Raw genomic sequence first — 11,785 nt, 5'->3', positions numbered from 1 at the left:
GCCACCGTCACCACGCCCACGACCCAGGCCACGGTCCGGCTCACCGGCCAGCTGTCACCACGCCGCCGCAACCGCAGCACGGCCCAGCCGTACAGCGCCAGCCCCAGCAGGCAGCCGACGAGGAAAAAGGCGTCGCCGCCGAACTCCAGCCCGCGCCCCAGCGTGAACGGCGGCAGATCCATCATCATGCCGTGCCCGCTGTGATCCATCCGCTCGCTCCTGATTCGCACCAATGCTCCGCGACCAGCCTAGAGCGGCCCCCGGCACACACCACGGCCGGGGGCGGGTCGTACGCCGGACAACTGCTCACCCGGCGCAGCGGCCGCGATCACGGCACGGTGCCGGCCCGGGGCAGGGCCCCCAGGACCTTCCCGGCCTCGTCCCCGGCCCGGCGCGCAGGACGAAGAGAACGACCCCGGCTTCGTCCTCGACCGACGGGCAGGGCCTGAAGGCCCATCTTGACGCCGCCCCCGGCCCGGCAGGCAGGGACTACAGGACGGTCTCGGCCTCCGCGTAGCGGTCGCCCGGCACGGTCTTCAGCGTCTCCACGGCCTCCGCCAGCGGCACCAGCGTGATCTCCGTGCCGCGCAGCGCCGTCATCATCCCGAAGTCACCGCGGTGCGCCGCCTCCACCGCGTGCCAGCCGAAGCGGGTCGCGAGCACCCGGTCGTACGCGGTCGGGGTGCCGCCGCGCTGCACGTGCCCCAGGATCACCGCGCGGGCCTCCTTGCCGAGCCGGCCCTCCAGCTCGACGGCCAGCTGCCGGGCGACGCCCGCGAACCGCTCGTGCCCGTACATGTCCTTGCCGCCGACCTCGAAGTCCATCGAGCCCTCGCGCGGCTTGGCACCCTCCGCGACGACCACGATCGCGAACTTCTTGCCCGCGTCGAAGCGGGCCGCGACCCGCTGCGTCAGCTCCTCGATGTCGAAGGGCCGCTCCGGCACGACGATGGCGTGCGCACCGGCCGCCATGCCCGAGTGCAGCGCGATCCACCCGGTGTGCCGGCCCATGACCTCCACGATCAGCACCCGCTGGTGCGACTCGGCGGTCGTCTTGAGCCGGTCCAGCGCCTCGGTGGCGACACCCACCGCGGTATCGAAACCGAAGGTCAGATCGGTCGACGCGATGTCGTTGTCGATGGTCTTCGGCACGCCGACGATCGGCAGCCCGGCGTCCGACAGGAGGCGGGCCGCCTTGAGGGTGCCCTCGCCACCGATCGGGATGATCGCGTCCAGACCGAGGTCGGCGACGTGGCCGCGGGCCCGCTCGACACCGTCCCGCAGGTGGGCCGGCTGGACGCGGGAGGACCCGAGGATGGTGCCGCCACGGGCCAGGATGCCGCCCACCGCGTCGAGGTCGAGCTTGCGGTAGTCGCACTCCAGGAGGCCGCGCCAGCCGTCCTGGAAGCCGATGACGTCGTCACCGTGGTCGGCGACGGCGCGGTGCACGACGGAGCGGATGACGGCGTTCAGACCGGGGCAGTCGCCGCCGGAGGTGAGTACACCAATACGCATTGCTCGTAGAAACCCTCTGCAACTCAACCGGACGACCGGACCCCGTCGTCCGGTTGGGATGGCAGTCACCCTACAAGCGGCGGCGCCCCGAGTGCGCGATGCGCCCGCAGTACGAAACCGCGGGCGCACATAAGAGCCGACAACCGGCCACACGCGCAGCGCCCCACCCGCACACCCACCCCCGGGCACCTCTCCCACCCCCCAACCGTTCCCCAGTAAAGGGGGGCCGAGAGGAAAAACGATGCGCCGGAGGCGGGAGACGGCGAGAAGCAAAGCCGATGCGCCGGGGCCGGTAAGCAAAGCCGATGCGCCGGGGGCGAGAGGCGAGAAGCGAGACGCTGCGGCTGCCGCCCCCCGCGGCCACTCCCGCGGCCTCACCTCCAGGAACTCCGGACACCCCCGGGCACGCCAGACCCCCCTCGCCCGTTGATCTGGCAAGGGGGGCCGCGTGCCGAAACGTTGTCCCGTAAGCGCCCCGCGCGGACCGCCTACGCCGGCTGCGTCGCCGCCGCGATCCGCTCCTGGCGCAGCGCCTCGTACCAGTGGTCGTCCACCGGCGGCAGCGCGTTCACGTCCAGCGCCAGCTTGATCAGCAGGTCGGCGATGTGCGGGTTGCGGGCCATGACGGGGCCGTGCATGTACGTACCGAAGACGGTGTCGTTCCACGCGCCCTCGTAGCCGTCGCCCACCCCGTTGCCGTTGCCGAACCGCACCTTCGCGAACGGCCGCGCGCTCTGGCCGAGGTGCGTGACGCCCTGGTGGTTCTCGAAGCCGGTCAGCGGCGGGAGGTTCAGCTGCGGGTCGATGTCGGCCAGTACGTCGCCGACGCACCGGTCGCCCTCGCCACGCGTGCTCACCACGTCCAGCAGTCCGAGGCCCTGCTCGCGCTCGCCCAGGTCGTTGATGAACTCGTGGCCCAGGATCTGGTAACCGGCGCACACCGAGAAGACGATCGCGCCGTTGGCGACCGCACGGTTCAGACCGCCGTCCCGGCGCAGCCGCTCGGCCGCCAGCCGCTGCGGCCGGTCCTCGCCGCCGCCGATCAGGTAGATGTCGCCGGAGGTGGGAATCTGCTGGTCGGAGCGGACGTCCAGACGCTGGACGTCCAGCCGGCGCTGCCGCGCCCGGCGCTCCACCACCAGTGCGTTGCCCTGGTCCCCGTACGTGCTCAGCAGGTCCGGGTAGATCCACACCAGACGCAGGCTGCTGTCACTCATGCTCGTTGTCCTTGTCCGTTGCGGATCCGGTCAGTTGCCCACGCGGCGGCGCAGGTCCTGGAAGGCGGTGTAGTTCGCGATGACCTCGATGCGGCCGGGCGGTGCCTTCCGTACGGCCTCGTCGACGTTCTCGCACACCTGGAAGTCCAGGCCCGCGACCTCCAGCCGGACGGCCAGGTCGAGCTTGCGGTCACCGATCACGAAGATCGGGTGGCCGGCGAGCCGCGTGTAGTCGACGTCCCAGAGCCAGGAGGTGTCCGTACCGTCGGCGCCGCGCGCGTTGACGGACAGGATGACCGGCGTCGGCGGCGGGTCGATCAGCGAGAACGTCTCCAGCCAGCCGGCCGGGTTCTTCGCCAGCAGCAGCCGCAGCTCGCGCTGCATGAAGGAGACGACGTCGTACCGGCCGGCGACCGCCTGGACGGAGTACATCCGCTCCAGGGCGATCTGCGGGGGGACGCCGAAAGCGGCGGCGACGGCGGCCGACGTCGTGGCGTTGGCCTTGTTCGCGCGGCCGGGCAGCTGGAGCTTGATCGGCCAGGCCGAGCCGTGCGGGTCCAGGACGTGGTCGCCGGAGAGCGCCCAGCTCGGCGTGGGGCGGCGGAAGCCGCACTCGGCACAGAACCAGTCGTCGCCGGGGCGCTGCATCACGCCGCCGCAGGACGGGCAGGACCAGGCGTCGTCCTTCCACTCCTGGCCGGCCGCGACCCAGACGACGTTGGCGGACGAGGAGGCCGCCCAGACGATCAGCGGGTCGTCGGCGTTGGCGACGACGAGCGCCTTGGAGCCGGCCAGTCCCTCGCGCCACTTCTCCGCCAGCATGCGGGTCTCGGCGGCGCGGTCGAGCTGGTCACGCGAAAGGTTGAGCAGCGCGATGGCCTTGGGGGTGACGTCCCGGGCGACGCCTGCGAGGTACTTCTCGTCGACCTCGATGACGCCGTACTTCGCGTCCGAACCCCCGGCCAGCGCCGAGGTGATGCCGGCCGGCATGTTCGCGCCGAGGGCGTTGGAGACCACCGGTCCGCTGGCCCGCAGGGCCTCCGCGATCAGCCGCGTGGTGGTGGTCTTGCCGTTGGTCGCGGACACCAGGACCACGTCCAGGTGCTGGGCGAGCCGGGCCAGCAGGTCGGGGTCGAGCCGGAGCGCGACCTTGCCACCGATCACCGATCCGCTGCCGCGGCCCACCGCGCGCGATGCCGCCGCCGCGGCCCTGCCCGCCGTCACGGCCAGCTTGGCCCGCGGCGACAGCGGGTCCGTGTTGCCTGCCATCGTTCTGGTTCCTCCTTGCATCCGGCGCCCTCCTGCCCCCTGGGGCCGCCGGTGGAACGCCCCTCCGTACCGGCCCGGCCGGCCGGGAGGCTCTGGTTGGGGATCAGCCTATCGATTTCCGCGCCGGAGCCCGAACCAGACCACCCGTGAGGAAGTGTGAAGGTTACCGGTCCGGGCGCTTTCCGGCCGGGCCGGCCGTGCCGCCGGCCGGGACCGGAACGCTGCTGGTCGTCGGCCGGAACGTACCCTTTCCGTCATGCGACACCGCTCCCTCCCCGGCAGTTCCGGCCGCGTACGCCCCATGCGGCTGCTCGGCGACCCGACCCTGCACGCGCCGTGCGAGGAGGTCACCGAGTTCGGCCCTGAGCTGGCCCGGCTGGTGGAGGACATGTTCGCGACGATGTACGCGGCCCGGGGCGTCGGCCTCGCCGCGAACCAGATCGGCGTGGCGCGGCGGGTGTTCGTGTACGACTGCCCGGACGACGAGGACGTCCGGCACCTGGGGCACGTGGTGAACCCGCGGCTGGTCTCCGTGGGCGGCGAGCTGGTGCGCGGCCCCGAGGGGTGCCTGTCGCTGCCCGGCATCGAGGCCGGTACGCCGCGGTACGACGAGGCCGTGGTCGAGGGAGTCACGCTGGACGGCGAACCGTGCCGGATCGCCGGTACCGGCTTCTTCGCGCGCTGTCTGCAGCACGAGTGCGACCACCTCGGCGGCGGCCTGTACGTCGATCACCTCACCGGCCTGCGCCGCCGCCGCACACTCCGCGCGGCGGCGAGGGCGCCTTGGGCGGGACGGACGGTGGCGGGCTAGCCCGTCCTGCCGGGGCCCGGCGGCCGGGCGCCACGGGAATGTGGGCCGACCGGGCACCACGTCAGCCGCTGGAGCGTTCCCCAGTACAAGGGGGGCCCGGGAGCCGAAACGTCACCTTCGGTCCCGCTGCTAGAACCCCGGCCCGCCCGGTCGGTCGCCCGCTGCCGCGAGCCGGCCCCACAGCAGGTCCGCGAGATGCTGTACCAATTGCGCTCGCGAACACGGCTGCTCCCGCAGCCACCAGTCGCCGGCCGCGTGCATCATGCCGACGATGCCGTGCCCCCACACCCGCGCCAGCTCGCCCCCGGCCGGTCCGAGGTCCACCCGCTCGGCGATCACCTGCGCCAGCTCCTCGCCGAGGCGGCGCAGCAGGGGAGCGGCGTGCCGGCCGACGTCGAAGCCGCGGTCGTCGGTCGTCTGGCCCTGGTCGGACGGATGCATGAGGAAGCGGTAGACCTGCGGCCGGGCCTCGATCGCCGCGAGGTACGTGTCGAGCGTGGCCTCGACCCGGTCCCTCCTCGGTACGGGGGAGTCCAGCGCGGCCCGCAGTCCGGCGAGCAGGGCGTCGGTGTGGCGTACGGCGAGCGCGCGGTAGAGCCCGCCCTTGTCGCCGAAGTGCCGGTAGAGGATCGGCTTGGTGATGCCGGCCTCGGCCGCGATGGCGTTCATCGACGCCTCCGGCCCGTCGCGGAGGACGACCCGGTCCGCGGCCTCCAGCAGCTCGCGTCGTCGGCGCTCACTGGCCGTACGGCGGCTCTCCTGTGTCATTTCCATCGTCCGGCTCCCCGCCCTGTATGAATTCGTGCTGTTCGCGCAACGTAACACCCTGCCATCGGACGGGAGATATCGGTCGCTGAGGTTGACATCCCTTACTGGTGAGTAACAGACTGCTGTTACCGCAAGTAACGCACTGCTGGAGGGGTCATGGCCGAGTTCACGATGGAACTCAACGATGAGCAGAAGGAAGTCCGGGACTGGATCCACGGGTTCGCCGCGGACGTCATGCGCCCCGCTGCCGCCGAGTGGGACGAGCGCGAGGAGACCCCCTGGCCGGTCATCCAGGAAGCGGCCAAGATCGGAATCTACTCCCTGGACTTCTACGCCCAGCAGTACTTCGACCCCACCGGCCTCGGCATCCCGATGGCCATGGAGGAGCTGTTCTGGGGCGACGCGGGCATCGCCCTGTCGATCGTCGGCACCGGCCTGGCCGCGGTCGGGGTCCTCGCCAACGGCACCGAGGAGCAGATCGGCACCTGGATCCCGCAGATGTACGGCGACGTGAACGACGTCAAGGTCGCCGCCTTCTGCTCCTCCGAGCCCGACGCCGGCTCCGACGTCGCCTCGATGCGCACGCGTGCCGTCTACGACGAGGCCAAGGACGAGTGGGTGCTCAACGGCACCAAGACCTGGGCGACCAACGGCGGCATCGCCAACGTCCACGTCGTCGTCGCGGTCGTCGACCCCGAGCTGGGCTCCAAGGGCCACGCCTCCTTCATCGTCCCGCCGAACACGCCCGGCCTCTCCCAGGGCCAGAAGTTCCAGAAGCACGGCATCCGCGCCTCGCACACCGCCGAGGTCGTCCTGGAGGACGTCCGCGTTCCCGGCAGCTGCCTGCTCGGCGGCAAGGAGAAGCTGGACGAGCGCCTCGCCCGCGCCCGTGAGCGCGCCAAGAAGGGCGGCGAGCGCGTGAAGAACGCCGCGATGGCCACCTTCGAGGCCTCCCGCCCGGCCGTCGGCGCGATGGCCGTCGGCACGGCCCGCGCCGCGTACGAGGAGGCGCTGGAGTACGCCAAGACCCGCGAGCAGTTCGGCCGCCCGATCATCGACAACCAGGGCGTCGCCTTCCAGCTCGCCGACATGCGGACGTCGATCGACGCGGCCCGGCTGCTGGTCTGGCGCGCCTCCTGGATGGCGGTGAACGGCAAGCCCTTCACCGCGGCCGAGGGCTCCCAGTCCAAGCTCTTCGCAAGTGAAACCGCCAAGAAGGTCACCGCCCAGGCCATCCAGATCCTCGGCGGCAACGGCTTCACCCGCGAGTACCCGGTCGAGCGCATGCACCGCGACGCCGCGATCTACACCATCTTCGAGGGCACGAGCGAGATCCAGCGCCTGGTCATCGCCCGGACGCTGGCGGGGATGCCGATCCGGTAAGAACAGCCGTAGTCGTCCCTGCGCGGTTGCCGCAGCATAAAGGGCCCCCTTCTCCTCCAGAGGAGAAGGGGGCCCTTCGGTTGTGGTCGGCCACAACGGCACGCTCAGTGGCCCTCATCGCGCCCCGTGGGCACAACCGTGTGCCGGCTGGTATGGGTAGATCATTTCCATCCTTCGGAGGCGACCATGGGGATCAGGGCAACGGCTTTCAATGTCTTAGGAGTTGGCGTGAACTGGGAGTTCACCAAGTCGGACCGGGTCATTGCCCAACAAGTGATGGATTTCCTGGCTGACAAGCGCGTCCTGACCATTGGCCGGGGACGGCTGCGCAGCGACAGCGAAGCCTGCCTCGCCTCGGCCGTGCAGTGCCGGCAGAAGCTGTCGGAGCATCTGGACCAGATCCGGAAGCCCAAGAGCGACCTGCGCATCTGGTTGCGGGCCATCCGGCAGGCTTTTGTCGACTTCATAGAGGCGGGTGGCGCAGACGGCGAGCGCTTCCGTTCCGATGACTGCGGAGAGACGTTCAACCAGGCTCTGGCCGACCTACGGGAACAGGTGCGGCAGGAAACAGAAGCGGTGGCGAACCGATACCACCTCGTCGGTCTGAACCTGCCGCCTGGCCATGACCGGCGCTGAAGCCGGGTAACCGGCGGCGCCCCGCTGCAGGATTTGGCCCCTTCCCGTAGGGCTCAGACCGCGTCGCGGAGTTCGGGGAAGCGGGTTTCCCAGACGGTCAGGATCTGGGGCGGGGCCAGGCGCTGGGGCCACAGGTGGCGGAGCAGGTCCCGGTTGAGGAGCCGGGCCTGGTCGGCGGCCGAGCCTTCCAGGAGGAGCTTGCGGTAGAGCTGCGTGGCGTACCACGTCTCCGAGAGATCGACGCGCGCCGGCAGTTCCCGGTCGGTGAGGTGGGCCGGTACGTCGACCGGGCCGGCCGCCGGGCCGCTCAGCAGCGCGAGGTCCGTCACGACCTCGAAACCGTGGAACAGCAGCCAGTCGCCGGTCTGCGGATCGGCGAGCGCGGCGGCGATGTCCGGGGCGGTCTGCCCCTGCCGTACCGCTTCCTGGAGCGCCGCGTGCTGCTGTGCGCGGTCCCTGGCGACGGCGTCGAAGTCCGCCACCGGATCGAAGTCGACATCGAGGTCATCGAGGTCGACGTCGAGGTCGAGGTCCGGGTCGGTATCGATGTCGGCGTCAAAGTCCGGCGGTTCCGGGGTGGTTGGCATCGGCGTCGGTCACGTCTTTCGGGTGCGGCGGTGATCGGGTCGGGGGTGTGCACAGGGTACGACGTGCCGTGTACGAAGATCACCGGATTGCCCGGCCATCGAAGCCCGAGAGCCCGCATGCCGGTCCCGCCTCGCCCCGCGCCCCGCCTCGCCCTGCACCTCGCGCCCCGCCCGCACGCCGCGCCTCCCTCGCCCTGCACCTCGCGGCCCCACCGCACGCCGTGCCCCCCTCGCCCTGCACCTCGCGCCCCGCCCGCACGCCGCGCCCCTCTTCGCCCCACATCCCGCCTGCGCCGTCGCCGCACCCTCACCTGCACCCGCCCCGCCTGCGCCGCACCCTCATTCCACCCGCCCCGCCCTCCCCGACCCACCGGGGAGGGCGGGGTCGTTTCCGGGCTCGCCGTGCAGGTCCGGCCGTGGAACGGGTCTTGACGTCCTTCGCGAGTGGCTCTACGTTCCTTCCATAAAGCAAAACATGTCTTCCGCAATATGGAAAACAGCAGGGCGCGTCGGCTCCCCGACGACGGGGGAGCCCGGCCCTGACAGGCCGACGCAGGAACGCAGGAGTACTCGATGCCTCGTATGACCGCCGCGCGTGCGGCAGTGGAGATCCTCAAGCGCGAGGGCGTGACGAACGCCTTCGGCGTGCCGGGTGCGGCGATCAACCCCTTCTACGCGGCCCTGAAGGCCGGCGGCGGCATCCAGCACACGCTCGCCCGCCACGTGGAGGGCGCGTCCCACATGGCCGAGGGGTACACCCGTACCCACCCCGGCAACATCGGTGTCTGCATCGGTACGTCGGGCCCCGCCGGCACCGACATGATCACCGGCCTGTACTCCGCGATCGGTGACTCGATCCCGATCCTGTGCATCACGGGCCAGGCGCCGACCCATGTGATCCACAAGGAGGACTTCCAGGCCGTCGACATCGCCTCGATCGCCAAGCCGGTCACCAAGGCCGCGACCACGGTCCTGGAGGCGGCGCAGGTCCCCGGCGTCTTCCAGCAGGCGTTCCACCTGATGCGCTCGGGCCGCCCCGGCCCGGTCCTGATCGACCTGCCGATCGACGTCCAGCAGACGGAGATCGAGTTCGACCCCGACACGTACGAGCCGCTGCCGGTCTACAAGCCGGCCGCCAGCCGGGCGCAGATCGAGAAGGCCATCGCGATGCTGAACGAGGCCGAGCGACCCGTGCTGATCGCCGGTGGCGGTGTCATCAACGCCGACGCTTCCGACCTGTTCGTGGAGTTCGCCGAGCTGACCGGCACCCCGGTCATCCCGACGCTGATGGGCTGGGGCGTCCTCCCCGACGACCACGAGCTCAACGCCGGCATGGTGGGCCTGCAGACCTCGCACCGCTACGGCAACGAGAACTTCCTGGCGTCCGACTTCGTCCTCGGCATCGGCAACCGCTGGGCCAACCGCCACACCGGCTACAAGCTCGACGTCTACCGCAAGGGCCGCAAGTTCGTCCACGTCGACATCGAGCCCACCCAGATCGGCAAGATCTTCGCGCCGGACTACGGCATCGCCTCCGACGCCAAGGCCGCGCTGGAGCTCTTCGTCGAGATCGCCAAGGAGATGAAGGCCGCCGGCAAGCTGCCCGACCGCGGCGCGTGGGCCGCCTCCACCCAGGAGCGCAAGGCCACGCTGCAGCGCCGTACCCACTTCGACAACATCCCGATGAAGCCGCAGCGGGTGTACGAGGAGATGAACAAGGCGTTCGGGCCCGAGACCCGGTACGTCTCCACCATCGGCCTCTCCCAGATCGCCGGCGCGCAGATGCTGCACGTCTACAAGCCGCGCCACTGGATCAACTGCGGCCAGGCGGGCCCGCTGGGCTGGACCGTGCCCGCCGCGCTGGGTGTCGCCACCGCCGACCCGGACGCGCAGGTCGTCGCGCTCTCCGGCGACTACGACTTCCAGTTCATGATCGAGGAGCTGGCGGTCGGCGCGCAGCACCGCATCCCCTACGTCCACGTCCTCGTGAACAACTCCTACCTGGGCCTGATCCGCCAGGCGCAGATCGGCCTGGACATCAACTTCCAGGTCAACCTGGAGTTCGAGAACATCAACTCCCCGGAGCTGGGCGTCTACGGCGTGGACCACGTCAAGGTCGCCGAGGGCCTGGGCTGCAAGGCGATCCGGGTCACCGACCCGGCCGAGCTGGGCGCCGCCTTCGAGCAGGCCAAGAAGCTCGCCGCCGAGCACCGGGTGCCGGTCGTCGTCGAGGCGATCCTGGAGCGGATCACCAACATCTCGATGAGCAAGACCGCGGACATCAGCGATGTCACCGAGTTCGAGGAGATCGCCACCGAGCCGTGGCACGCGCCGAGCGCGATCGTCCCGCTGAAGAGCTGAACGGCAGCAGAGCAGTTGAAGAGCTGCACAGATGAACGGCAGCTGGAGAGCTGACGAGCTGAACAGCTGACGGCGACGGGCCTTCCGTCCGCACCCGCGTGCGGGAGGCCCGTGCCCGGGTGCGGGCCTCCTCCCGCATCCGCACGCCCCCGTACCACCGAACACCGGAAGGAACCCACCCCTCATGGGCTTCACCGACACCCGATTCGACGTCAACCTGTCGATCCTCTTCACCGAACTGCCGCTGCTGGAGCGGCCCGCAGCGGCGGCCGCCGCCGGTTTCACCGCGGTCGAGCTGTGGTGGCCGTGGGTCGACGCGCCGGTGCCGGAGCAGTCGGAGCTGGACGCGCTGCGGGATGCGCTGAACGACGCCGGTACTCAGCTGGTCGGGCTGAACTTCTACGCCGGGCAGCTGCCCGGTCCCGACCGCGGCGCGCTGTCCGTCCCGGGCGAGGAGTCGGACAAGTTCCGCGCCAACATCGATGTCGCCGCCGAGTTCGCGCGGACCATGGGCTGCACCGCGCTGAACGCCCTGTACGGCAACCGTGTCGAGGGCGTCGACCCGCAGGTCCAGGACACCCTGGCGCTGGAGAACCTGGTGCTCGCGGCGCGTGCCGCCGACCGCGTCGGCGCGACGCTGTTGATCGAGGCGCTGAACCAGCCCGAGTCGCCGCTGTGCCCGATCGTCTCCGCGCCCAAGGCCATCGAGGTCGTCGACAAGGTCAACGCGGCCACCGGGCTCGGCAACGCCAAGTTCCTGATGGACCTGTACCACCTGGCGATGAACGGCGAGGACCTCCATGAGGTCATCGAGAAGTACACCGAGAAGACCGGGCACGTGCAGATCGCCGACAACCCGGGCCGCGGTGCCCCCGGCACCGGTGAGCTGGACTTCTCCGACCTGCTCGGCCGGCTGAAGAAGGCCGGTTACGACGGCTGGGTGGGGCTGGAGTACAAGCCCGGCGACCGGCCGAGCCACGAGTCGTTCGGCTGGCTGCGCGGCGCCTGAGCCGGCTGCCCCCACCCCCTTCCCCCACCTCGCACAAGGAAAGGACTTCCCAGTTCAATGAGCGCTCTTCCCAAGGTCGCGTGGATCGGTCTGGGCATCATGGGCTCCCCGATGGCGGAGAACCTGATCAAGGCCGGCTACTCCGTCACCGGCTACACCCTGGAGCAGGACAAGCTCGACCGGCTGGCCAAGGCCGGCGGCACCGCCGCCAACAGCATCGCCGAGGCGG

The 11,785-nt window shown here is 70.6% G+C and carries 12 protein-coding genes; 6 read left to right on the top strand and 6 right to left on the bottom strand.

The annotated features are described in order from the left end of the window. The 4 genes from C3486_RS34875 to C3486_RS34860 form a co-directional block, all read right to left on the bottom strand. A partial coding sequence (locus C3486_RS34875) for a cytochrome c oxidase assembly protein (RefSeq protein WP_146075122.1) occupies window positions 1–209 on the bottom strand: 209 nt, incomplete at its 3' end. A gap of 280 nt (window positions 210–489) precedes the next feature. After that, complete coding sequence (locus C3486_RS34870; RefSeq protein WP_103836880.1) at window positions 490–1,515, bottom strand: 6-phosphofructokinase; 1,026 nt, start codon at window positions 1,513–1,515, stop codon at window positions 490–492. A 488-nt stretch (window positions 1,516–2,003) separates the two neighbouring features. Continuing rightward, window positions 2,004–2,732: a type 1 glutamine amidotransferase gene (locus tag C3486_RS34865; protein WP_103836879.1), complete on the bottom strand. Its 729-nt coding sequence runs from the start codon at window positions 2,730–2,732 to the stop codon at window positions 2,004–2,006. A 30-nt stretch (window positions 2,733–2,762) separates the two neighbouring features. After that, on the bottom strand, window positions 2,763–4,001 hold the full coding sequence (locus tag C3486_RS34860) for a MurT ligase domain-containing protein (RefSeq protein WP_103836878.1): 1,239 nt from the start codon (window positions 3,999–4,001) through the stop codon (window positions 2,763–2,765). Between the two features lie 256 nt (window positions 4,002–4,257). Between C3486_RS34860 and def the strand changes: the two genes are divergently transcribed. Then, window positions 4,258–4,812 (top strand): peptide deformylase, encoded by a 555-nt coding sequence (gene def / locus C3486_RS34855; protein ID WP_103836877.1) that lies wholly within the window; start codon window positions 4,258–4,260, stop codon window positions 4,810–4,812. Window positions 4,813–4,941: 129 nt separating this feature from the next. Here def and C3486_RS34850 read toward each other — a convergent pair whose 3' ends face one another. Further along, window positions 4,942–5,586, bottom strand: a complete 645-nt coding sequence (locus C3486_RS34850; RefSeq protein ID WP_103836876.1) for a TetR family transcriptional regulator — start codon at window positions 5,584–5,586, stop codon at window positions 4,942–4,944. A 150-nt stretch (window positions 5,587–5,736) separates the two neighbouring features. Here C3486_RS34850 and C3486_RS34845 point away from each other — a divergent pair, with 150 nt between their 5' ends. Beyond that, the gene (locus tag C3486_RS34845) at window positions 5,737–6,963 is read left to right on the top strand and encodes an acyl-CoA dehydrogenase family protein (protein ID WP_103836875.1); all 1,227 of its coding nucleotides are present in this window, start codon (window positions 5,737–5,739) and stop codon (window positions 6,961–6,963) included. 186 nt (window positions 6,964–7,149) lie between these two features. Beyond that, the gene (locus C3486_RS34840) at window positions 7,150–7,599 is read left to right on the top strand and encodes a DUF6650 family protein (RefSeq protein ID WP_308461291.1); all 450 of its coding nucleotides are present in this window, start codon (window positions 7,150–7,152) and stop codon (window positions 7,597–7,599) included. A 53-nt stretch (window positions 7,600–7,652) separates the two neighbouring features. Here the strand turns inward: C3486_RS34840 and C3486_RS34835 are convergent, their stop codons facing one another. After that, a complete protein-coding gene (locus C3486_RS34835) occupies window positions 7,653–8,186 on the bottom strand; it encodes a hypothetical protein (RefSeq protein ID WP_103836873.1) in 534 nt (177 codons plus the stop codon). Between the two features lie 573 nt (window positions 8,187–8,759). Here C3486_RS34835 and gcl point away from each other — a divergent pair. From gcl to C3486_RS34820, 3 genes are all read left to right on the top strand, one after another. Beyond that, entirely contained in the window at window positions 8,760–10,547 is a 1,788-nt protein-coding gene (gene gcl, locus C3486_RS34830; RefSeq protein ID WP_103836872.1) for a glyoxylate carboligase, read from the top strand. 184 nt (window positions 10,548–10,731) lie between these two features. After that, a complete protein-coding gene (locus C3486_RS34825; protein WP_103836871.1) occupies window positions 10,732–11,556 on the top strand; it encodes a TIM barrel protein in 825 nt (274 codons plus the stop codon). 57 nt (window positions 11,557–11,613) lie between these two features. Continuing rightward, a partial coding sequence (locus C3486_RS34820) for an NAD(P)-binding domain-containing protein (protein WP_181138794.1) occupies window positions 11,614–11,785 on the top strand: 172 nt, incomplete at its 3' end.

Source organism: Streptomyces sp. Ru73, assembly GCF_002920575.1.
In the GTDB taxonomy this organism is placed as follows: Bacteria; Actinomycetota; Actinomycetes; order Streptomycetales; family Streptomycetaceae; genus Streptomyces.
This window is presented reverse-complemented; position numbering and strand designations above follow the sequence as displayed.